Raw genomic sequence first — 20,946 nt, 5'->3', positions numbered from 1 at the left:
TACGGCTGTTCAGCTCTCGTGGTGCTCCGACAGCCCCGGCCAGTCGTCGGGGCCGCCGCCCTGCCATTCGATGAGGTCGCTCTCCGCCACGTCGGTGACGTACAGATCGGCCAGCCGCAGGATCTCGCCCACGTCGTCGGCGTGCGTGGCGATGCCCAGCGTCTCGTCGCCCTCGGTGACCCGGCGGGAACCGTCCAGGGCCGGCGGATGGACCACGACGTGCGGATGGTGCGATGCGTGTGCCATGCCTTCAGGCTGCTGCGGGCGGGCGCGATCCGCACCCCGGAGCGGGCATGGGAAAGCGCCGGGTGCGGGACCGTCCGCACCCGGCGCTCGTCCGGGATGTTGCTGGGACCGCGGCGGATGCGACGGAACCGGGAGCACTCTTCCCTCAGGTCGAGAAGGGAGTCTCGGTCCTTCACCACCGCACTGGCTCGCACACCGCCGCGGTCCGCACCCTGTCCGCGTCCGCCCGCTTCGGGCGACCACCCCTCATCCGGGCCGTCCGGCGGCCGGGCGCGGTCAGGGAGTCGTGGCGTCTCAGTCCTCGCGCAGGGCGCGGACCGCCTCCTCCACGCGCTTGCCGTACTCCGGGTCGGCGGCGTGGAAGTGGGCCAGGTTCTTCTCGACCACGTCGTCGCGGGAGACCTGGGACAGGCCGCCGGCGATGTTGGCGACGAGCCGGGACTTCTCCTCCTCGCTCATCAGGCGGTACAGCTCGCCCGCCTGGAAGAAGTCGTCGTCCTTGGTGTGCTGCGGGGCCTCGTGGGTGCCGGTGTGGCCGGACACGGCGAGCGGGGCCGCCAGCGGGCGGCCGGTCTCCACCGGGCCGTCGTAGGAGTTCGGCTCGTAGTTCTTGGCGTGGCGGCCCTGGCCGTTGAGGGCCATGAAGCCGTCGCGGCCGTAGTTGTTCGCCTCGGTCGCCCTCGGGGCGTTCACCGGGAGCAGGGTGTGGTTGACGCCCAGGCGGTAGCGCTGCGCGTCGGCGTAGGCGAACAGGCGGCCCTGGAGCATCTTGTCCGGGGAGGGGCCGATGCCGGGCACGAAGTTGTTCGGGGAGAACGCGGCCTGCTCGACCTCGGCGAACACGTTGTCCGGGTTGCGGTCCAGCACCAGGCGGCCGACGCGCTGCAGCGGGTAGTCCTTGTGCGGCCACACCTTGGTCAGGTCGAACGGGTTGAAGCGGTAGTCCGCGGCCTCGGCCGCCGGCATGATCTGGACGTAGAGGGTCCAGGACGGGTTCACACCGCGCTCGATCGCCTGGAGCAGGTCCGTCTGGTGGGAGTTGGGGTCCTTGCCCGCGACCTCCTGGGCCTGCTCGGTGGACAGGCAGCGGATGCCCTGGTTCGTCTTGAAGTGGTACTTGACGAAGAAGGCCTCGCCCTGCTCGTTCGTCCACTGGTAGGTGTGCGAGCCGTAGCCGTTCATGTGGCGGTACGACGCCGGGATGCCGCGGTCGCCCATCAGCCAGGTCACCTGGTGGGTGGCCTCGGGGGAGTGGGCCCAGAAGTCCCAGACGTTGTCCGGCTCCTGCTTGCCGGTGAACGGGTCGCGCTTCTGCGAGTGGATGAAGTCGGGGAACTTGATCGGGTCCTTGATGAAGAAGACCGGGGTGTTGTTCCCGACGAGGTCGTAGTTGCCTTCCTCGGTGTAGAACTTCACCGCGAAGCCGCGGGGGTCGCGCACCGCGTCCGCGCCGCCCAGCGAGTCGGCCACGGTCGAGAAGCGCACGAACACCTCGGTGCGCTTGCCGACGGAGTTCAGGAAGTCGGCGTGGGTGAAGCCGGTGACGTCGTCGGTCACCTCGAAGTAGCCGTAGGCGCCGGAGCCGCGGGCGTGCACGACACGCTCCGGAATGCGCTCCCGGTTGAAGCGCGCCAGCTTCTCCAGCAGGTGCTGGTCCTGGATCAGGAGAGGGCCGCCGACGCCGGCGGAGGCGGAGTTCTGGTTGTCGGCGACCGGGGCGCCGGACTCGGTGGTGAGCACGCGCTTCGACATCGTGGACCTTCCGTACGAGGGGCAGCGGAAACCCGTTTCCGCTTTGTGGAGCCTAGAAGTGGGCCGATCTGGGCGTCAACAGTTTGTTGAAGTGGATTCCGGGCGGCGCCGCCGCCTGGGCGCGACAGGACAGGTGTCAGCAGCGGCGCCGCCCGGGGTCTGGGGGCGGACGGGGTCCGGTGGATCAGACCTGGGCGCCCGACAGGCGCTCGACGGCCCGCAGCAGGGCCGAGTGGTCGAGGCCGCCGTCGCCCTGGGCGCGCAGCGAGGCGACCAGCTGGGCGACCACGGCGCCGACCGGCAGCGCGGCGCCGACGTTGCGGGCGGCGTCGGTGACGATGCCCATGTCCTTGTGGTGCAGGTCGATCCGGAAGCCCGGCTTGAAGTCGCGGTTCAGGAAGTTGTCCTTCTTCCGCGTCAGCACGGTCGAGCCGGCGAGGCCGCCGTTGAGGACGTCCAGGGCCGCGGCGAGGTCCACGCCGGACTTCTCCAGGAAGACCACGGCCTCGGCGCACGCCTGGATGTTCACGGCGACGATGAGCTGGTTGGCGGCCTTCACGGTCTGGCCGGAGCCGTGCGGACCGCACAGCACGATGGTCTTGCCCAGCGCCTCGAAGATCGGCTTGGCCTCCTCGAAGTCGGCCTTCTCGCCGCCGACCATGATGGAGAGCACGGCCTCGATGGCGCCGGCCTCGCCGCCGGAGACGGGGGCGTCCAGGACGCGGATGCCCTTCTCCTTGGCGTTCTTCGCCAGGTCGACCGAGGTCTGCGGGGTGATCGAGGACATGTCGATCAGCAGGGCGCCGGACTTGGCGTTCTCCAGGATGCCGTCCGGGCCGTAGGCGATGGCCTCGACCTGCGGGGAGGCGGGGACCATCGTGATGACCACGTCGGCGTCGCGCACGGCCTCGGCGATCGAACCGGCCGCGGTGCCGCCGGCGGCGGCCAGGCGGTCCAGCTTCTCCTGCTCCAGGGTGTAGCCGGTGACGCTGTAGCCCGCCTTGATCAGGTTCTCGGACATGGGGGAGCCCATGATGCCGAGGCCGATCCAGGCGATCGCCGGGCGGGCCGGGTGGGAGGAAGCGGGAAGGTTGCTCATGATGGGTGCCTCTCTTGGTGCAAGTGCAAGGTGGTCAGCGGGCGGCGCGGGCCTCGGCGGGCAGCCAGTCGAAGGCCTCGGCGCTCGGGCGGTCGCCGGGCTTGTACTCCAGACCGACCCAGCCGTCGTAGCCGGCCTTCCTCAGCTGGTCGAGCAGGTCCTCCAGCGGCAGGGTGCCGGTGCCGGGGGCGCCGCGGCCGGGGTTGTCGGCGATCTGCACGTGGCCGGTCTTCGCGGCGTACCGCTCGATCACCGACGGCAGGTCCTCGCCGTTCATGGACAGGTGGTAGAGGTCCATGAGGAACTTGGCGTTGCCGAGTCCCGTCGCGTCGTTGACCTTGTCGACGATCCCCACCGCGGCCGGGGCGCTCACCAGGGGGTAGAGCGGCGACTCGGGCTGGTTCAGCGCCTCGATCAGCAGGATCGCGCCGATCCGGTCGGCGGCCCGGGCCGCGAGCGTCAGGTTCTCCAGCGCGAGCGCGTCCTGCTCGGCGGGGTCCACGCCCTCCACGCGGTTGCCGTAGAGCGCGTTCAGCGCCTTGCAGCCGAGCGAGGCGGCGAAGCCGGCGGCCACGTCGATGTTGGCGCGGAACCTCTCCGACTCCTCACCGGGCACCGACAGGGCGCCGCGGTCGGGGCCGGGGAGCTGCCCGGCGTAGAAGTTGAGGCCGGTGAGCTGGACGCCCGCGTCCTCGATGGCCTTCTTGAGCGCGTCCAGCTCGGACTGCGCGGGGGTGGGCGAGTCGATCCAGGGCCACCACAGCTCGACCGCGGAGAAGCCGGCCGCGGCGGCGGCCGCAGGGCGCTTCAGGAGCGGGAGTTCCGTGAAGAGGATCGACAGGTTGACGTTGAAGCGCTGGTCTGCGAATCCCATCGGGGCCGCGCTCCCTTCCTGGCTTGCTGCTCCGCTAGCTATTTCGCATTGCGGAAGTTGATTTCTGCTTAATGGAAGACATGGGGAAGACTGCCTGTCGGCGGGGAGGGCTGTCAAGAGCCGGAGGCGAGCCGGGTACGCAAAAAGAGCCCCCGCGCCGTGGCGCGGGGGCTCCTCAGGTGTGCAGGTCAGAGGTGTTCGGAGGGGTTCGGAGAGGGCTGGAGGCGGTTCGGAGCGGGCTGGAGGGCGTTCCGGGCGGCTCAGAGGGCGTCGACGGCGCTCACCTTCCAGCCGTCGTCCGTGTCGGCCATCGTGATCCGCACCCGGTTCAGATCCACCCGGGACCCGGTGACCTGGGTGCTCTCGGTGACCTGGTTGACGAAGAGCAGCACGACCACCCGGTCCGGCGAGGCCGACACCACCGAGGCCGCGGGTCCGCCCTCGGGCGGTGTCACGACCGTCGCCTTCACCACACCCCGGTACTTCCGCGCCGTCGGCCCCACCACCGCCTTCGTCGTGCGGGCGTACTCCTCCCGGAACTCCCCGGTCAGCAGGGCCCGCGCCCGGGCGAAGTCGCGCTCCAGCCGCCGGTGGTCGTACGACAGCACTACCGGCGCGGCCTTCCGCGCCGCCGCCAGCGCCTCCTCGCGCGCCTGCTCGGTCACCCGCCCCTGCTGGTACTGCCGGCCCAGCACGCCTGCCGCGACCAGGGCCGCGAGGAGCAGGACCGTGAGGGAGAGGGTGCCGATCCGGCGCCGGCGCACGGGGAGGACGAGATCCGCGCCGTCTGTGCCGTCGGAGTCGTCCGACGTGCCGTCTGTGCCGTCCGCGCGGTCCGGCACGGGCTCCGGTGGGTCGTCCCAGCCGTCCGGCGGCTCGATGACGACCGTCCGGCCGGAGCGCGGTCGCGCCTCCTCGCGCCGCGGCTTACGGGGCTCTGAGGCCTCGCGGGGCTCCTGATCCGCCCGCTCCGCGCGCTTGGCCGCCGCGCGGGCCGCCGCGGTCAGGGTGCGCCGGGCGGGTGACGAGCCGGGGCCGCGGCTCCTGGTGCTCGGGTGGGACACGGTCGTTCTCCTCACGAGTGATACGTGCGGGCTCATCCGACGAACTCCACGTCGGAGGTCAGCCAGCGGCCCTTCTCCAGGACCAGGTCGAGCTGCAAGCGGTAGGTGCGCGCCTCGCCCTTCGGCACGGCGACGTTGGTGACCTCGCTGTCCGCGACCACCAGCACCCGGGCGGAGCGCTCGTCGGCGCGCACGATGCCCGCCTCCAGGACCTGTCCCTTCGACACCGACTTGTTCTGCCGCACCAGCCGGGTCAGCTCCTCGGTCTGCGCCGCGAACTGCTCCCTGAAGTCGCCGGTGGCGCCCCGCAGCACGGTGCGGCTGTCGCGGTCGTAGTGCCGGTAGTCGAGCGAGGTGAAGTTCAGCGCCGACCGGCGGGCCGCGGCCAGGACGTCCTGCCGTCGCTGCTCCGTCTGCCGCTGCTCGTACACCTGCGCGCTCAGCCAGACGGCCGCCGCGGTCGTGAGGACCGTCGCCGCCACCAGCGCCACCGAACTCCGCCGCAGCGCGCGCACCCACCGCCGCACGCGGTCGACGCGCGGCCTCACCCCGTCGGTGCGCGACTTCATCCCACCGGCGCGCTGCCTCACGCCATCGGTCCGACGAGCAGCCATTGCCAGGACTCCTTTCCGAACACGGCCTGCTGGCCGCCCGTCGAGCCGATCTCGACGGGCCTTCCGTCCGGCCCCTGGACGAGACCGGTCCGTTGGTCGTACGCCGCGACATACGGCGAACGCGACGCGCCGGGCGCGTTCTGCGCGCCCCGCACCGACGTGGCGCTGCCGCGCGGCTCCGCGCAGTGCGCCCCGGTGTTCGCGGGGCGGCTGCTGGTGTCCGCCGGGTCGCGGCGACGGGTGTCGTAGCCGCGGGTGCACGCGGGCGGGTCGTCGGCGTTGACGACCATCCCGAAGTGGGTGGTGCCGTCGCCGGGGATGACCGTGTAGCTGCCGGCCACCACCACCGGGAAGGTGACCAGGGCCTGCTCCACGCCGGGCAGCCGCGCCAGGGTGACCTGGCCGCCGCTGATCAGGTTCGCGAGCAGCACCGACAGCCGGGGCCCGGTCGCCTTCAGCAGCGAGTTCACCTGCTGCGCGGCCGGACTCGCCTGGTCGATCAGCCTGCGCAGGTCCCCGTCGCTCGCCTTCAACTGCGCGGCGAGCGTGGCGAGATCGCGCGAGAACGAGCGGATCGCCGAGCCCTGCTCGGTCTGCGTCCGCAGCACCGTCCGCGCGTCCTCGATCAGCGTGATCGTCTCCGGCAGCGCCTCGGACGCCGACTCGACGAGCGCGTTGCCCGAGTCCACCAGCCGGCTCAGATGCGGCCCGGTGCCGGAGAAGGCCTTCCCCAGCTCCTCGACGGTGACGCGCAGATCCTCCTTGCCGACCGAGTTCACCAGCCGGTCCAGGCTCACCACCAGGTCCGTGGTGGGCAGCGGCACCCGGGTCCGCTCGCGCGGGATGGCGGCGCCGTCGCGCAGATACGGCCCGCCCGCGCGGCGCGGCTGGAGATCGACGTACTGCTCGCCCACCGCCGACCGGTTCGCGACGACGGCCACCGTGTCCTCGGGGATCCGCGCCCCGTCCTCGATGTCCAGGGACACCGACACCCCGCCGTCCCCGCTCAGCCGCAGCGGGCCGACCCGGCCCACCGGGACCCCGCGATAGGTCACCTCGGCGCCGGTGAACACGCCCCCGGAGTCGGCGAAGTCGGCCCGCACCGTGTAGCCGCGGTCGAGCAGGGCGTCCACCAGGCCCGTGTACTGGGCGCCGACATACGACACACCCACCGCGGTGAGCGTGGCGAACGCCAGCAGCTGGACCTTGACCGCGCGTGTGATCACGGGAGTATCCCCTTCAGCAGAAGCTCGGCGAGGGCGGGGTCGTAGGCGGCGGGGGCGCCGCCGGTGCCGTGGGCGACCGGGGTGCCGGTGCACACGGGCGGGCACAGGGGGCCGCCGTCGCCGTCACCGCCGTCACCGCCGTCGCCGGGCGTGTCCGGCGGTGACGTGGGCGCGGGCACCCCCGGCACCCCCGGCACCCCCGGTACGCCGGGCAGGTCCGGGGTCTCCGGCAGGTCCGGAAGGTCCGGCAGCTCGGGGGCCTCCGGCAGCGAGGGCGCCTTCGGAGTGTCCCCGCCCTTGTCGTCCGGCTCGTCGGCGAGGTTGCCGTACAGGCTCGCCAGGTCGAGATCGGCGGTGATCTTCAGGTTGACGTAGTCGCCCTTGATGGCGTCCACCGCATTGCGCGGGAAGGGGTAAGTCGTCAGCAGTTCCAGGGAGTTGGGCAGGTCGTCGCCCGCCTTGTTCAGCTGGACGAGGATCGGGCGGAGCGCCTTGAGGTTGGCGACCGTGTCCTCGTGGGACGCCTTCACCACCTTCGTGCCGGCCTTGCCGAGCCGAGACAGCGCCGTGAGCATCGCCGTCAGGTCCCGGCGCTGGTCGGCGAGGACCTTCAGCGCGGGCGGCAGGGTGTCGAGGGCGCGGGCGATCGTCTTCTTCTCCCCGCCGAGCCGCTTGGCCAGCCGGTCGATGCCCTCCAGCGCGCGGACGATGTCCGCACGCTGCTCGTCCAGGCCGCCGAGGAAGGTGTTCAGCTCCTTCAGCAGCGACCTGACCCGGCTCTCCCGCCCGTCCAGCGTCTTGTTCAGCTCCACGGTGATCGTCTTCAGCTGGGCCACCCCGCCGCCGTTGAGCAGCGCGGACAGGGCGGACAGCACCTCCTCGACCTCCGGGTTGCGGCCGCTGCGGGCGAGCGGGATCCGGTCGCCGTCGCGCAGCCTGCCGGCCGGCGCGGTGTCCACGGGGGCGGACAGCGCCACGTACTTCTCGCCGAGCATGCTGGTCTGCCGCAGCTCGGCGACCGCGTTGCCGGGCAGCTTCACCGAGCCGTCGATCCGCAGCCGCACCCGCGCCCGCCAGCCGGCCAGTTCGACCTTCTCGACGGCGCCCACCGTCACGTTGTTCACCTTCACCGCGGACTGCGGCACGAGGTCCAGCACGTCCCGGAACTCCACGGTGATCCGGTAGGCGTCGCCGCCGGTGGCCGCGCCGCCCGGCAGCGGGATGTCGTACCAGCCGTTCATCTCGCACCCGGACAGCAGCAGCGAACCCGCCGCCACCCAGACGGCCGCCCGGTGGGCACGTCGCGCGCTCATGCGTCGGCCTCCAGGATGCCGCCCAGCGTGCGGTCGACCGAGCCGGTGCCGGCCGGTGCCGCGGGCAGCCGGGACGGGTCGGGCAGCTCGGGCAGGGAGTCGAAGAGCCGCTCGAGCTCCGCGCAGTCGGCGCTCTTCTCCCCGGTCGTGCGCAGGATCGAGCAGAGCAGGGCCGCCGGGTCCTGCGGGTGGTCGGGGTTGTTGCGGGTGTCGAGGGTGCCGGAGGACGGGTTGTAGGCGTTCTGGAGGTTCGACAGGCCCGTCGGGGCGACCTCCAGCAGCTCCTCCAGGGCGGCGCGCTGGGTGACCAGCACCTTGGTCACCTTGCTGAGGCCCTTCACGTTCGCGGTCAGGGACTTCTTGTTGTCCTTCACGAAGTCCGCGACGTCACCCAGCGCCGTGCCCAGGTGCTTCAGCGCCAGCGCCAGGTCCTCGCGCTCACCGGCCAGTTGCTCCGCGACCTCGGCGAGGGTGCCGGTGAAGGTCCGCACGCTCTGGTCGTCGGCCGCCAGCGCCGAGGTGAACACCTGAAGGTTGCGCACCGTGCCGAACAGGTCGCCGCGGCCGTCGGAGAGCGTGGTGACCGCCTTCGACAGGTCCTCGACCGTGCGGTGGATGTCGTCGCCCTGGCCCTCCAGGGTGTCCGCGCTCACCCCGAGCAGCCGGGCCAGCGAGCCGTCCTCGTTCGCACCGTCCGGGCCCAGCGCCTCCGCGGTGGTGTGCAGACTGTCGAAGATCCGGTCCAGCTCCACCGGGACCGCCGTCCGCGCCTCGGGGATGACGGCGCCGTCCCGCAGCACCGGGCCCTTCCGGTACACCGGCAGCAGCTGCACGTAACGGTCGCTGACGACCGACGAGTTGATGATCGCCGCCTGCGCGCCCGCGGGCACCTTGCGCTCCGCGTCGTACTCCAGGACCACCCGCACCCTGCGCCCCTCCGGCTCGATCTCCGCGACCTCCCCGATCCGCACGCCCAGCACCCGCACGTCCGAGCCGGGATAGATGCCGACCGTGCGCGGGAAGTACGCCGTGACCCGGACGGTGTCCGTACGCGGCCACAGCGCGACGGCGAGCGCGGCCACGACCGCCAGGGCGGTGACCAGCGCCAGTGCCTTCTTCCGGGTCATCGCGAGCCTCCCGTCCGCGGCACCACCGGAGCGGCGACCAGGTTCTGGATGTAGCTGTCGAACCAGCGCCCGTTGCCGAGGGTGTTGGTGAACATCCGGACGTACGGCGCCAGCAGCTTGACGCTGCGGTCCAGGCTCGCCTGGTTGCGCTCCAGCATTCCCACCACCCTCTTCAGGCCCTTGAGGGCCGGACCGATCTCCTTGCGGTTGTCCTCCACCAGCCCGGAGAGCTGGATGCCGAGCGCGGCCGAGGTGGTGAGCAGCTTGTGGATCGCCGCGCGGCGCTTGGAGATCTCCGTGAACAGCTTGCCGCCGTCCTCCACCAGCGCCCCGAAGTCCTCGCTGCGCGCGGCCAGCACACCGGTGACCCCGTCGGCGTGGTCGAGCAGTTCGCGCAGCTCCTCGTCGCGGCTCGCGACCGTGCGGGAGATCTTCGACAGGCCCTTGACGGCGGCGCGCACCTCGGCGGGGGAGTCCTCGAAGGTGGCCGAGATCGTGTCCAGCGCCTTCGCCAGCCGCTCGGTGTCGACCTCCTCCGTGGTGGTGGTCAGATCGCTGAACGCCTGCACCACGTCGTACGCCGGGACGGTCCGCCGCAGCGGGATCTCGCTCCCCGGCGGCATCCGGCCGGGACCCTTCGGGTGCAGCGCGAGGTACTTCGCGCCGAGGATCGTCTTCACCCGGATCGACGCGCCGGTCGCGGCGCCGAACGCGGGCTCGCCCTTCACTTCGAAGGTGACCTTCACATGGTCGCCGTCCAGGTCGACCTCCTCCACGGTGCCGACCTTCACCCCGGCGATCCGCACGTCGTCGCCCGGTTTCAGCCCGCCCGCCTCCGCGAACGCCGCGCTGTACGTCTCACCGCCGATCAACGGCAGGCTGCCGGCGTTGAACGCGGCGAGCGTCAGCAGCGCGAGGGTGGTCAGGCCGACGGCACCGATCACGACGGGGTTGCGCTCGCGGAACGGCTTGAGCCGGGGCAGCCGTGGCCTCCTCATTCCGCGCACCTCGCCCTCGCCACGTGCAGTTCCGGCGTCAGCACCTTCTCCGTCCTCGGCAGCACGATCCGGCCGTCGAAGTCACAGAGGTAGAAGTTGAACCACGAGCCGTAGGACGCCGTCCCCGTCAGCTCGTCGAGCTTGTTCGGCAGCCGCTTCAGCACGCCTTCCACGGTCTCCTCGTTGTCGTTCAGCGTTCCGGTGAGTTCGGTCAGCTCGGCGATGTCGTCCTTCAGCGGCGGCCGGGCGTCCTCCAGCAGCCCCGAGGTCGCCGCGGCGAGATCGCCGATGCCGGTCAGGGACTCGCCGATCGGCTTGCGGTCGGCGGACAGGCCGGAGATCACCCGCCGAAGCTCCTTCAGCAGGGCGGAGAACCGGCCGCCCCGCTTGTCCAGCGTCTCCAGCACGGTGTTGAGGTTGTCGATCACCGAGCCGATCAGCTTGTCCCGCCCGGCGAGCGTCGTGGTGAGGGAGGCGGTGTGCGCGAGCAGGCTGTGCACCGTGCCGCCCTCGCCCTGGAAGGTCCGGATGATCTCCGTGGCGAGCTTGTTGACGTCCTGCGGGCTGAGCGCGGCGAACAGCGGCTTGAAGCCGTTCAGCAGCGCGTTCAGATCCAGCGCGGGCCGGGTCCGGGACAGCGGGATGGTCCCGCCGGGCCGCAGCCGGGTGCCGTCGCCCGAACCCTCGGTCAGGGCGACGTACCGCTGCCCGACCAGGTTGCGGTAGCGGAGCTGCGCGCCGGTGCTGGTGAGCAGGGGCCGCTCGGCGTCCACGGTGAAGGTGATCTCGGCCAGCGTCCGGTCCTTGATCCTGATGTCCTCGACCTCGCCGACCCGCACTCCCGCGACCCGGATGTCGTCGCCCTCCTGCAACCCGGTGACGTCGCTGAACACCGCGCGGTAGCGGTGCTCCGGGCCCAGGTCGAGATGGACGATGGTCGCGGCGAGCAGCGCGGTCGCCAGGGTGGTCACCACCGCGAAGAGACCGAACTTGACCAGCGGGGCCGCCGTGCTCCGGGCCGCGCTCCGGCTTGTCCTCCGGCTCGTGGTGCGGCTCATACGTGGCTCACCTCCGTCCCCCGGGCCAGCGGGCCGAACAGCAGCGTCGCCACCGGCGGCACCTCGTCCGCCGGCACGCCCAGCACCGGCGCCACCAGCGAACCGACGACCCGCTGCTCACCCCGCGTCGCGGACACACCGGGCGGCAGCGCGCCGGAGGAAGCCCCGGCCTTCGTCCCGTCGTTCAGGCGGGTGGGCGGGGCGGGCACCGGGGGACGCGGCAGGCCGCGGCAGTCCGGCCCGGACCGTTCGCCGTAGACCGGCTCCTCGCCGGGCACGTACGCCGGCCGCTGCCGGACGACCTCCAGGGTGATCCGCATCTTCCCGCCCCGGAACGTCTCCTCCGCCGCGCGGTTCTGCCGGACCAGGCCCTCCAGCAGGCACGGGTACTCGGGCGAGTAGCGGGCGAACAGCTCCAGCGTGGGCCGGGAGACGCGGCCGAGCGTGATCAGCCGGTCCCCGTTGTCGTCGAGGAAGTCCTCGGCGGTGCCCGCGACGGTGGCCGTGTTCTTCAGCGCCGCGGCCAGCCGGTCCCGCTTCTCGACGATCGTGCGGCTGGTGGTGACCGTGTCGCGCAGCACCGCCAGCAGGTCCGGCGCCGCGTCCGCGTAGACCTCGGCGACATCGGCGAACCGCGCGATGTCCTCCGTCAGCGACGGCAGATGAGGATTGAGCCGGCGCAAATAAGCCTCGACGCGCACCAGGTTGTCGCCGATCCGGTCGCCCCGCCCCTCCAGCGCGGTCGCGAACGCCGAGAGCGTGGCGTTGAGTTCACCCGGCCGCACCGCCCGCAGCAGCGGCAGCAGGTCGTTGAGCAGCTGCTGGAGCTCCATGCCGACCTTGGTGCGGTCCTGGGTGATGACGTCGCCCGCGCGGATCGGCCGGGCCGTGGAACCGCGCGGCACCACCAGGTCGACGTACTTCTCCCCGAACAGCGTCTTCGGCAGCAGCCGCGCGTGCACGTCGGCCGGGATGAACGGCACGTGCTCCGGCTTCAACGCGATGTCCAGCGTCGCCTTCGCGCCGTCCGCCCGCACCTCGCGCACCTCGCCGACCAGCAGCCCGCGCAGCTTCACGTCGGCGCGCGGGTCGAGCTGGTTGCCGAGGCTGTCCGCCTCCAGCGTGATCCGCACGACCGGTGTGAACGCCTGCCGGTAGACGGCCACCGCCAGTGACAGCAGCAGCGCCAGCACGGCGATGAACACGATCCCGTACACCTTGAGTCTCATCCCTCTCACCCCGGTCACCCCGCGATCCGTACGGTCGTGTCGGCGCCCCAGATCGCCAGGCTCAGGAAGAAGTCCAGGACGTTCACGGCGACGATCGAGGTGCGCACCGCCCGCCCCACCGCGACACCGACGCCCGCCGGGCCGCCGCTCGCGTGATAGCCGTACCAGCAGTGCACGAGGATGATCAGCACCGCGAAGACGATCACCTTGCCGAACGACCAGAGCACGTCGACGGGCGGCAGGTACTGCTGGAAGTAGTGGTCGTAGGTGCCCGCCGACTGCCCGTGGTAGCCGGTCGTGATGGTCCGGGCGGCGAAGTACGACGACAGCAGCCCCACCACGTACAGCGGGATCACCGCGACGAACCCGGCGATCATCCGGGTGGTCACCAGGAACGGCAGCGACGGCACGCCCATGACCTCCAGCGCGTCCGTCTCCTCGCTGATCCGCATCGCGCCGAGCTGCGCGGTGAACCCGGCGCCGACCGTCGCCGACAGCGCCAGCCCGGCCACCAGCGGGGCGATCTCCCGGGTGTTGAAGTACGCCGACAGGAACGCCACGAAGTTGGACGTGCCGAGCTGGTTGAGGGCCGCGTAGCCCTGGAGCCCCACCTCGGTGCCGGTGAAGAACGACAGGAACGCGATCACCCCGACGGTGCCGCCGACCACGGCGAGCGCGCCCCGGCCGAAGCTCACCTCCGCGAGCAGCCGCAGGATCTCCTTCCTGTAGCGGCGCAGGGTGCGCCCGGTCCACGCCAGCGAACGGCCGTAGAAGACCAGCTGGGCGCCCAGATCGTCGAGAAAGCGCAACGGAGCCATCGTCCTTCACCCCCGCTGCGGGACGACCTGGAAATACACGGCCGTCAGCACGAAGTTGGTCACGAACAGGAGCATGAAAGTGATCACCACGGACTGGTTGACCGCGTCGCCGACCCCCTTGGGGCCGCCCTTCGCCGTCAGCCCCTTGTACGAGGCGACGATCCCGGAGATCGCCCCGAACACCAGCGCCTTGATCTCGGCCGCCCACAGGTCGGGCAGCTGGGCGAGAGTGGTGAAGGACGCCAGGTAGGCACCGGGTGTGCCGTTCTGGAGAACGACGTTGAAGAAGTAGCCGCCGGCCACGCCCACCACCGACACCAGGCCGTTGAGCAGCACCGCGACCAGCATCGACGCCAGCACCCGGGGCACGACCAGCCGGTGGATCGGGTCGATGCCGAGCACCTGCATCGCGTCGATCTCCTCACGGATCTTCCGCGCCCCGAGGTCCGCGCAGATCGCCGTGCCGCCGGCGCCCGCGATGAGCAGCGCGGTCACGATCGGCGACGCCTCCCGCAGCACCGCCAGCACCGAGGCCGCCCCCGCGAAGGACTGGGCGCCCAGCTGCCGGGTGAGGCTGCCGATCTGCAGCGCGATCACCGCGCCGAAGGGGATCGACACCAGTGCCGTCGGCACGATGGTCACGCTGGCGACGAACCACGACTGCTGGATGAACTCCCGCAGCTGGAACGGGCGTTTGGGGATGGTGCGGAGCACGTCCAGGGCCAGGGCGAACAGCAGGCCGGAGTGGCGCAGGGCGGCGGTGGGGGAGAGGCTCATGCGTCGGCTCCCCGCGTCGGGGCGTCCGCCGGTTCCTGCGTCGGGGCGTCAGCCGGGTCCTGCGTCGGGGCGTCCGCCGGGTCCTGCGTCGGGGCGTCAGCCGGGCCCTGCGTCCGGTCGTCTGCCGGGTCCTGCGTCCGGTCGTCTGCCGGGCCCTGCGCCCGGCGCTCCGCCTCACGCCGGGCGATCGCCTCCCAGCGGGGCGGGCGGGGTATGCCGCGGCCCGGCAGCAGCCGGGGTGTGAGGGGCGGCGGCCCGCCCTCGTCGTCGTCGAGCTGGGCCAGCTCCCGCTCGACCAGCGCGGCGTCCTTCTCCTCCGCCATGCCGATCGGGCCCTGCATCCGGCCGTTCAGGAACTGCCGTACGACCGGCTCGTCGCTGCTCAGCAGCTTCTCCCGGGGGCCGAACACGACCAGCTCACGGCGGAACAGCAGCCCGATGTTGTCCGGCACCTGACGGGCGGAGGCGATGTCGTGCGTGACGATCAGGAACGTCGCGTCGATCTGCGCGTTGAGATCGACGATCAGCTGGTTGAGATACGCGACGCGCACCGGATCCAGGCCCGAGTCCGGCTCGTCGAACAGGATGATCTCCGGGTCCAGCACCAGCGCCCGGGCCAGCCCGGCGCGTTTGCGCATGCCACCGGAGATCTCGCCGGGCAGCTTCTCCTCCGCGCCGATCAGCCCGACCATGTCCATCTTCTCGAGCACGATCCGCCGGACCTCGCTCTCCGGTTTGCGGGTGTGCTCGCGCAGCGGGAAGGCGATGTTGTCGTACAGGTTCATCGACCCGAACAGAGCGCCGTCCTGGAACAGCACGCCGAAGAGCTTGCGCACCTCGTACAGGTCGTGTTCACGCAGCCGGGTGATGTCCCGGCCCTGGATGGTGATGGAGCCCCGGTCCGGCTTCAGCAGTCCGACGAGCGTCTTCAGGAAGACCGACTTGCCCGTGCCGGACGGCCCGAGCAGCACGGAGATCTCCCCGGCGGGCAGCGTCAGCGAGACGTCCTGCCAGACGACCTGGTGACCGAAGGACTTCGTGAGCCCTTCCACACAGATCTCGACACCCATCCGGTCCACCCTTCCGCAGGCCGTGGAGCAGCTTCGACATCTGCTCTACGGGGAGGGGCGGAGCGTCCGTCGCGACGGACGCGGATTTTTTTTACGGGAGGGTCGGTGCAGGGGTGACGGCGGGCGGTTCGGGGAGTTCGTCGGTGACCTGCGTGAGGTCGGGTGCCTCCGGTGTCCTGGGCAGGGCGGGCGGTTCCGGGAGGGCGGGGAGGGCGGAGGTGTCCGGGAGGGCGGGCACCTCCGCGGTGGGCAGGGCGGGGGCCTGAAGTGTGGGGGTGGGGGCCAGGTCGGGCAGGTCCGGCACCGGCGTCGGAACCGGAAGGCGGAGGGTCCGGCCGGGCGCGGGGCGGGGATCGCGCGGGGCGGGGCCGGCCGCCGGCCGGGCATCACGCTCGGGCCCGCGGCCCTCGCCGTGCGGATGCTGCCGGGTGAGCGGCCCGGCAGCATCCGCCGGCACCGGGGCCACGGAGGTGCGGGGCGCCGCCGGCCGGTGCTCGCCGCCGTCGTGGTCGTACGGCAGGACCAGCCCGGCCACGGCGAGGGTCACCGCGGTCGAGGCCACCGCCACCGCGGGGGCGTGACCGCCGGTGCGCGGCCGGCCCCGGCCCCACAGGAACAGGGCCAGCCCGAGGGTCCCGGCGAGCGAGTTGCGCAGGGTGCGCCGGGCGCGGGCCAGCAGGGACTCCACGGTGCGGTAGCTCAGGCCCATCCGGTGGGCGACCTGGCCGACGTCCAGGTCCTGGGACTTCAGCCGCAGGGCCTCCGCCTGGCGGGCGGGCAGCTCCCCGCTGCGTACGGCGAGCCAGCGGGCCTCGGCCCGGTCGCAGACGACCTCCTCGACGGGCACCGGGCCGGGCGCCACCAGCGTGGGGCTGCGATGGACCTCGGCCTCCCGGCTGACCTGGCGGTACCGGTCGACGCACAGCCGCATCGTGACCGTGGTCAGCCAGGCGGCCAGCCGGTCGTCGTCGAGGTCGGGGCGCTCGGCCGCGCGCAGCATCGCCTCGTGCACGGCGTCCTCGGCGTCCTCCTGGCTCATCGAGCGGCGGCGGGCCACCCTCAGCAGCTCCTCACGGTGGCTCCACATGCGCTGCCACCGGTCGTGGACCGCCTGGATCTCCGCTTCGGCGGTGCTGTCCGTCATCACCATGAGGGCCCCTTCGCGCTCACCCCGCCGGTGCCGTGCCGTCCGGCGGGAGCGCGACATTACCGCCGAGTATCCGGGGTTGTGGAGGGGGCGGCGGTTATCGAGTCGGCAACGTTCCCGACCAGCGGCGGCAGGGTGCCGGGGGCCGGCTCGAGGGGCTCGTCGGGGACGGGCTGCCGGGGCGCGGCGGAGGAGGGCGGAGGGGAGGTGGGGGAGGTGGGCGAGGGGGAGGCCGGGGGAGTGGTGCGCGGCGCGGAGCCGGGCCGTGGCTGCGACGGCGCCTGCTCGGGCGGGGCCGCATCCTCCCGCTCGGGCTTCTCCCTCACCTCGTCCTCCTTCACGGAGCCGGAGGCCACGGCGGCGTCGGGCACGACCCGGTGGCCTTCCAGGAAGTACGCGTACCAGGCCAGGACCGTGCGCAGATAGGCGCGGGAGTGGTTGTAGCCGAGAATGGCGCGCTCGAGGTCGCCGGGCTCGGACAGGTCCCGGCCGCCCGCGCACAGGTAGCGTCCGGCGGCGAGGGCGGCGTCGTGGATGTTGTGCGGGTCGGCGCGGCCGTCGCCGTTGCCGTCCGCGCCCCAGCGCGCCCAGGTCGACGGGATGAACTGCATCGGGCCGACCGCGCGGTCGTACGCCGTGTCGCCGTCGAGCGCGCCGCCGTCGGTGTCCCGGATCAGCGCGAAGCGCCGGCCGTCCAGGCGCGGGCCGAGGATCGGTGCCCGCGTGGTGCCGTCCGCCGTGACCCGCCCGCCGCGGGCCTGCCCCGACTCCACCTGCCCGATCGCCGCGAGCAACTGCCAGCGCAGCCCGCACCCGGGGTCGCTGCGCCGCAGCTCGGTCTCCGCCCGCCGGTACGCGTCGAACACGCTCGCCGCGAGCACGGCTCCCGGCCCCGCCGCCGCGGCCTTCCGCCCCGTCCGCTCCGGAGCCCGCAGTGGCGGCAGCTCGGTCCGGTACGGTCCGTCCCCGGACACACTCGCCTCCCGCCCGGCGGCCGGCTTCTGCCGCCCGGGTTCGCCCTCCCGCGCCGTGACCACTGCCGGCGCCTGCGACGCGGTCAACGCCACCATCGCCACCACCGCGGCCGCTGTGCCACGCACCGCCCTGACTCTCTGCCCTGCCACGTCCCGGTCCCCTCCCGCCAGCCGTACGCCGACTCCTCTGTCACCTGCTCTACGGCGCGGACCGTCCGGTCCGTCGCTCTGATCCGGGGCTGATCCGGGGCGGAATCAGGGCGGGTGGGAGCCGGTGTTCGGCGGCGGCCGGGGGGAGAGGGCGAATCCGCCGGCGACCGGGGCCGCCGATGGGTGAGCGACGGCGGGCCCGCACTCGGCGCCGGTCCCGGGCGGGACCGGACCCCGCGGGAGCCCGTCGGGGTACCGACCCGTGCCGGACTTGCGGGCAGGGGGCGATCCGGAAGACGCCGATCCCGCGGGGCAGGAGGTGATCCGGAGGGCGCCGGGCCCGCGGGTAGGGGGCGATCGGGAGGGCGCCGGGCCCATGGGTCAGGAGGTGCGCCGGATGAAGGGCGTGCCGCCGGGCAGTGGTGTGAAGCGGGCCCCGGCCGAGGAGGGGGCGGGCCCCGGTCCGGTGGGCGGGCCCCGGTCCGGTGGGGGAGCGGGGGCCCTCGGCCCCCAGGGCTGCACGAACCCCGGCCGCGCGTGCCGCCGGGCAGTGGTGTGAGGCGGGCCCCGGCCGAGGAGGGGGCGGGCCCTGTCCGGTGGGGGAGCCGGGGCCCTCGGCCCTCAGGGCTGCACGAACCCACGCCGCGCGGGTTAGGTTGAGCGCGTGCGACTGCGAGTGGAATTCACAACCGAGCCCTTCGACCTGGACGAGGCGCCCACGCACGCGGTGGTGGCGCGTGAGGTGATCGAGGGTGCCGAGCTGGACGAGGTGGACGTCGGGCCGTTCGGGAATACCGCGGAGGGGGCCGCGGACCGGGTCCTGACCGCCGTGGACGCCCTGTTGCGCAAGACCCTGGAGGCCGGTGCCACCCGGGTGTCGCTCCAGGTCAACGTGGTGGGGGAGGACGAGCGGTGACCGGGTCCGGCGACGAGCCGTTCATCACGGCCGTGAAACCCCTGGTCGACGCCATGGGCGGCGAGATGATCCCGCCCGACGAGGCCGGGCCGGACGACGTCGTACTCTCCTGGGAGGGCGCCGACGTGGTCGCGGTGCGGCTGCCGCAGCTGGCGGACTCCCTCGATCACATCCTGGCCGCGATGGAGCGCAAGCGGGGAAGACCGCTCGCCGACCTGGACCGCAAGGCCAAGCAGGAGATCGTCCGGGCCCTGGAGGCGCGCGGCGCGTTCGCCGTCCGGCACGGCGTGGAGACCGTCGCGAGCGCACTCGGCGTCAGCCGCTTCACCGTCTACAACTACCTCAACCGGGAGAAGGAGAGCTAGGGCTGCCCCACGCCAGCGGGTGCCCCCAGGCCCTTCAGGGCCCTGGCCCCCGCCCGAGCTGATGCGGAACGCCGTCGTCCCGGCAGGGGCGGCGGCGTTTCCCATCTCCGGCCCGTGCCGCGCCAGTCCGCTTTGTTACCCCGAATTTTCAACAAAGTGTTGACGTGCTGTTTCGGAGGGCGTTAGCTATCCGCAGCCCGTTCAGCACGCACGAACAGCACGAAGGCCGAAACGGCCACGGAGGCTCCCGTGACTTCCACTTCCACGCCGCCGGGCCTGGCCCGGTTCAACGCTCTGGAGGAGGCCGCGGCCTTCGCCGCGCTCCACGAGGCGTGTGCCTCCACGGCATGGGCCAACCGGCTGCTCGCGGCCCGACCCTACGCCTCGGCCGAGGACCTGTACACGGCCGGCGACGCCGCGATGGCCGAGCTGACCGCCGAGGATCTCGCGGAGGCGATGGCCGGGCACCCGCCGATCGGCCGCCCCAAGCCCGGCGACCCGACCTCCGCCCGCGAGCAGAGCGGCATGGCCGGCGCCTCCGACGAGCTCAAGGCGGAGATGCTGGAACTGAACCTGGCCTACCAGGAGAAGTTCGGCCATGTCTTCCTGATCTGCGCCACCGGCCGGACCGGCGAGCAGATGCGGGACGCGGTCAAGGAGCGGATCGGCAACACGCCGGAGCAGGAGCGGGAGATCGTCCGCACGGAACTGGGGAAGATCAACCGCATCCGCCTGGCCCGACTCGTCGAAGAGGACGCCTGACACCATGAGCACCAGCACCACCGCCTCCGTGTCCACGCACATCCTGGACACCAGCGTCGGCCGCCCCGCCGAGGGCGTCGCCGTCCACCTCTCCGCCCGCGGCGGCAGATCCGCCCATTACGGGCAAGGCGGGGACTGGCAGGCGCTCGGCGGCTCCGCGACCGACGCGGACGGCCGGTGCAAGGACCTTCCGGCCCTGCCGGAGGGGACGACACACGTACGGCTCGACTTCGCCGTCGAACCGTATTTCGAGAAGAAGCAAGCCGATGCGCAGCAGGACGCCCCCGCGAATCGGGACAGCGGTTCCGCGGTGTTCTTCCCGGAGGTGGCGATCACGTTCGCCGTCGTCCCGGGCGAGCACTACCACGTGCCGCTGCTGCTCAACCCGTTCGGCTACTCCGTTTACCGAGGGAGCTAGCAGACAATGCCCACGATCCTGGGACAGAACCAGTACGGCAAGGCCGAGAACCGAGTCGTAAAGATCACGCGGGACGGCGCAACCCACCACATCAAGGACCTGAACGTCTCCGTGGCCCTCAGCGGCGACATGGACGACGTCCACTATTCCGGCTCGAACGCCAACTGCCTGCCGACCGACACCACCAAGAACACGGTGTACGCGTTCGCCAAGGAGTACGGCATCGAGTCCGCCGAGCAGTTCGGCATCCACCTCGCCCGGCACTTCGTCACCAGCCAGGAGCCGATCCACCGGGCGCGGATCCGCATCGAGGAATACGCCTGGGACCGCATCGAGACCTCCGACGCCAACAGCAAGTTCATCGGCGCCGACGAGGTCAAGCACTCCTTCGTGCGCAAGGGCCAGGAGACCCGCCTCACCCAGATCACCTTCGACGGTGAGAAGTGGGAGGTCATCTCGGGTCTGAAGGACCTGATCGTGATGAACTCGACCAACTCCGAGTTCTGGGGCTACGTCAAGGACAAGTACACCACCCTCCAGGAGGCGTACGACCGCATCCTGGCCACCCAGGTCTCCGGCCGCTGGCGGTTCAACTGGACCGACGACGAGCAGAAGATGCCCAACTGGGAGAAGTCCTACGAGCAGGTCAAGAAGCACATGCTCCACGCCTTCGCCGAGACCTACTCCCTGTCGCTGCAGCAGACGCTGTACCAGATGGGCGCGCGGATCATCAACAACCGCAGCGAGATCGACGAGGTCCGCTTCTCCCTCCCGAACAAGCACCACTTCCTCGTGGACCTGGAGCCGTTCGGGCTGAAGAACGACAACGAGGTCTACTTCGCCGCGGACCGCCCCTACGGCCTGATCGAGGCCACCATCCTGCGGGACGGCTGCGAGGCCCGTATCCCGGTCGACATGACCAACCTCTGACGCGGGACGCGCGCCCCCG

22 protein-coding genes are annotated in these 20,946 nt (G+C 72.0%); 5 read left to right on the top strand and 17 right to left on the bottom strand.

The features are described 5' to 3' along the window. Positions 1-9: 9 nt before the first annotated feature. From ACIG0D_RS07665 to ACIG0D_RS07585, 17 genes are all read right to left on the bottom strand, one after another. A complete protein-coding gene (locus tag ACIG0D_RS07665; protein WP_365766061.1) occupies positions 10-246 on the bottom strand; it encodes a hypothetical protein in 237 nt (78 codons plus the stop codon). A gap of 294 nt (positions 247-540) precedes the next feature. Continuing rightward, on the bottom strand, positions 541-1,998 hold the full coding sequence (locus ACIG0D_RS07660) for a catalase (protein ID WP_399796989.1): 1,458 nt from the start codon (positions 1,996-1,998) through the stop codon (positions 541-543). A gap of 184 nt (positions 1,999-2,182) precedes the next feature. Then, positions 2,183-3,097 carry a 2-hydroxy-3-oxopropionate reductase gene (locus ACIG0D_RS07655; protein WP_399796988.1) on the bottom strand — a complete coding sequence of 305 codons (915 nt, stop codon included), beginning with the start codon at positions 3,095-3,097 and terminating at the stop codon, positions 2,183-2,185. A 34-nt stretch (positions 3,098-3,131) separates the two neighbouring features. Beyond that, positions 3,132-3,971, bottom strand: a complete 840-nt coding sequence (locus ACIG0D_RS07650; protein ID WP_399796986.1) for a TIM barrel protein — start codon at positions 3,969-3,971, stop codon at positions 3,132-3,134. A 260-nt stretch (positions 3,972-4,231) separates the two neighbouring features. Continuing rightward, on the bottom strand, positions 4,232-5,035 hold the full coding sequence (locus ACIG0D_RS07645) for a hypothetical protein (protein ID WP_399796984.1): 804 nt from the start codon (positions 5,033-5,035) through the stop codon (positions 4,232-4,234). A gap of 32 nt (positions 5,036-5,067) precedes the next feature. Then, complete coding sequence (locus ACIG0D_RS07640; RefSeq protein WP_399796982.1) at positions 5,068-5,604, bottom strand: hypothetical protein; 537 nt, start codon at positions 5,602-5,604, stop codon at positions 5,068-5,070. Positions 5,605-5,621: 17 nt separating this feature from the next. Beyond that, the gene (locus tag ACIG0D_RS07635) at positions 5,622-6,875 is read right to left on the bottom strand and encodes an MCE family protein (RefSeq protein WP_399796981.1); all 1,254 of its coding nucleotides are present in this window, start codon (positions 6,873-6,875) and stop codon (positions 5,622-5,624) included. Next, positions 6,872-8,188, bottom strand: coding sequence for an MCE family protein (locus tag ACIG0D_RS07630; protein ID WP_399796979.1), 1,317 nt, complete (start codon positions 8,186-8,188; stop codon positions 6,872-6,874). The genes ACIG0D_RS07635 and ACIG0D_RS07630 overlap by 4 nt, the downstream gene beginning before the upstream one ends. Beyond that, positions 8,185-9,315, bottom strand: a complete 1,131-nt coding sequence (locus ACIG0D_RS07625) for an MCE family protein (RefSeq protein WP_399796977.1) — start codon at positions 9,313-9,315, stop codon at positions 8,185-8,187. The genes ACIG0D_RS07630 and ACIG0D_RS07625 overlap by 4 nt, the downstream gene beginning before the upstream one ends. Further along, positions 9,312-10,313, bottom strand: coding sequence for an MCE family protein (locus ACIG0D_RS07620; protein ID WP_399796975.1), 1,002 nt, complete (start codon positions 10,311-10,313; stop codon positions 9,312-9,314). The genes ACIG0D_RS07625 and ACIG0D_RS07620 overlap by 4 nt, the downstream gene beginning before the upstream one ends. Further along, complete coding sequence (locus tag ACIG0D_RS07615) at positions 10,310-11,371, bottom strand: MCE family protein (protein WP_399796973.1); 1,062 nt, start codon at positions 11,369-11,371, stop codon at positions 10,310-10,312. The genes ACIG0D_RS07620 and ACIG0D_RS07615 overlap by 4 nt, the downstream gene beginning before the upstream one ends. Beyond that, entirely contained in the window at positions 11,368-12,600 is a 1,233-nt protein-coding gene (locus ACIG0D_RS07610; protein ID WP_399796972.1) for an MCE family protein, read from the bottom strand. Before ACIG0D_RS07610 ends, ACIG0D_RS07615 begins: the two co-directional genes overlap by 4 nt. A gap of 14 nt (positions 12,601-12,614) precedes the next feature. Beyond that, complete coding sequence (locus ACIG0D_RS07605; RefSeq protein WP_399796970.1) at positions 12,615-13,418, bottom strand: MlaE family ABC transporter permease; 804 nt, start codon at positions 13,416-13,418, stop codon at positions 12,615-12,617. Positions 13,419-13,424: 6 nt separating this feature from the next. Beyond that, on the bottom strand, positions 13,425-14,195 hold the full coding sequence (locus tag ACIG0D_RS07600) for an MlaE family ABC transporter permease (protein ID WP_399796968.1): 771 nt from the start codon (positions 14,193-14,195) through the stop codon (positions 13,425-13,427). Further along, entirely contained in the window at positions 14,192-15,265 is a 1,074-nt protein-coding gene (locus ACIG0D_RS07595) for an ATP-binding cassette domain-containing protein (protein WP_399796967.1), read from the bottom strand. The genes ACIG0D_RS07600 and ACIG0D_RS07595 overlap by 4 nt, the downstream gene beginning before the upstream one ends. A 91-nt stretch (positions 15,266-15,356) precedes the next feature. Next, complete coding sequence (locus ACIG0D_RS07590; RefSeq protein WP_399796966.1) at positions 15,357-16,409, bottom strand: RNA polymerase sigma factor; 1,053 nt, start codon at positions 16,407-16,409, stop codon at positions 15,357-15,359. A gap of 62 nt (positions 16,410-16,471) precedes the next feature. After that, the gene (locus ACIG0D_RS07585; protein WP_399796964.1) at positions 16,472-17,512 is read right to left on the bottom strand and encodes a lytic transglycosylase domain-containing protein; all 1,041 of its coding nucleotides are present in this window, start codon (positions 17,510-17,512) and stop codon (positions 16,472-16,474) included. Between the two features lie 688 nt (positions 17,513-18,200). Here ACIG0D_RS07585 and ACIG0D_RS07580 point away from each other — a divergent pair. From ACIG0D_RS07580 to pucL, 5 genes are all read left to right on the top strand, one after another. After that, a complete protein-coding gene (locus tag ACIG0D_RS07580) occupies positions 18,201-18,452 on the top strand; it encodes a hypothetical protein (protein WP_399796962.1) in 252 nt (83 codons plus the stop codon). Continuing rightward, complete coding sequence (locus ACIG0D_RS07575) at positions 18,449-18,817, top strand: helix-turn-helix domain-containing protein (RefSeq protein ID WP_399796961.1); 369 nt, start codon at positions 18,449-18,451, stop codon at positions 18,815-18,817. Before ACIG0D_RS07580 ends, ACIG0D_RS07575 begins: the two co-directional genes overlap by 4 nt. A gap of 249 nt (positions 18,818-19,066) precedes the next feature. Further along, positions 19,067-19,579: a 2-oxo-4-hydroxy-4-carboxy-5-ureidoimidazoline decarboxylase gene (gene uraD, locus ACIG0D_RS07570; protein WP_399796960.1), complete on the top strand. Its 513-nt coding sequence runs from the start codon at positions 19,067-19,069 to the stop codon at positions 19,577-19,579. 4 nt (positions 19,580-19,583) lie between these two features. Beyond that, the gene (gene uraH, locus ACIG0D_RS07565; protein ID WP_399796958.1) at positions 19,584-19,997 is read left to right on the top strand and encodes a hydroxyisourate hydrolase; all 414 of its coding nucleotides are present in this window, start codon (positions 19,584-19,586) and stop codon (positions 19,995-19,997) included. Between the two features lie 6 nt (positions 19,998-20,003). Further along, on the top strand, positions 20,004-20,927 hold the full coding sequence (gene pucL / locus ACIG0D_RS07560; RefSeq protein WP_399796957.1) for a factor-independent urate hydroxylase: 924 nt from the start codon (positions 20,004-20,006) through the stop codon (positions 20,925-20,927). The last annotated feature ends 19 nt before the right edge of the window (positions 20,928-20,946 follow it).

This window comes from Streptomyces sp. NPDC052773 (genome assembly GCF_044547145.1).
Taxonomy (GTDB): Bacteria; Actinomycetota; Actinomycetes; order Streptomycetales; family Streptomycetaceae; genus Streptomyces.
Note: the sequence above shows the minus strand (reverse complement) of the source record. Positions and strands in the feature narration are given on the sequence as shown.

Coding starts and splice junctions, on each gene's coding strand:
- ACIG0D_RS07595 (WP_399796967.1), bottom strand. CDS start 15,265: ATGGGTGTCGAGATCTGTGTGGAAGGGCTCACGAAGTCCTTCGGTCAC.
- ACIG0D_RS07615 (WP_399796973.1), bottom strand. CDS start 11,371: ATGAGCCGCACCACGAGCCGGAGGACAAGCCGGAGCGCGGCCCGGAGC.
- ACIG0D_RS07630 (WP_399796979.1), bottom strand. CDS start 8,188: ATGAGCGCGCGACGTGCCCACCGGGCGGCCGTCTGGGTGGCGGCGGGT.
- ACIG0D_RS07640 (WP_399796982.1), bottom strand. CDS start 5,604: ATGAAGTCGCGCACCGACGGGGTGAGGCCGCGCGTCGACCGCGTGCGG.
- ACIG0D_RS07610 (WP_399796972.1), bottom strand. CDS start 12,600: ATGAGACTCAAGGTGTACGGGATCGTGTTCATCGCCGTGCTGGCGCTG.
- ACIG0D_RS07665 (WP_365766061.1), bottom strand. CDS start 246: ATGGCACACGCATCGCACCATCCGCACGTCGTGGTCCATCCGCCGGCC.
- ACIG0D_RS07600 (WP_399796968.1), bottom strand. CDS start 14,195: ATGAGCCTCTCCCCCACCGCCGCCCTGCGCCACTCCGGCCTGCTGTTC.
- ACIG0D_RS07625 (WP_399796977.1), bottom strand. CDS start 9,315: ATGACCCGGAAGAAGGCACTGGCGCTGGTCACCGCCCTGGCGGTCGTG.
- ACIG0D_RS07650 (WP_399796986.1), bottom strand. CDS start 3,971: ATGGGATTCGCAGACCAGCGCTTCAACGTCAACCTGTCGATCCTCTTC.
- ACIG0D_RS07605 (WP_399796970.1), bottom strand. CDS start 13,418: ATGGCTCCGTTGCGCTTTCTCGACGATCTGGGCGCCCAGCTGGTCTTC.
- ACIG0D_RS07660 (WP_399796989.1), bottom strand. CDS start 1,998: ATGTCGAAGCGCGTGCTCACCACCGAGTCCGGCGCCCCGGTCGCCGAC.
- ACIG0D_RS07590 (WP_399796966.1), bottom strand. CDS start 16,409: ATGACGGACAGCACCGCCGAAGCGGAGATCCAGGCGGTCCACGACCGG.
- ACIG0D_RS07655 (WP_399796988.1), bottom strand. CDS start 3,097: ATGAGCAACCTTCCCGCTTCCTCCCACCCGGCCCGCCCGGCGATCGCC.
- pucL (WP_399796957.1), top strand. CDS start 20,004: ATGCCCACGATCCTGGGACAGAACCAGTACGGCAAGGCCGAGAACCGA.
- uraH (WP_399796958.1), top strand. CDS start 19,584: ATGAGCACCAGCACCACCGCCTCCGTGTCCACGCACATCCTGGACACC.
- ACIG0D_RS07620 (WP_399796975.1), bottom strand. CDS start 10,313: ATGAGGAGGCCACGGCTGCCCCGGCTCAAGCCGTTCCGCGAGCGCAAC.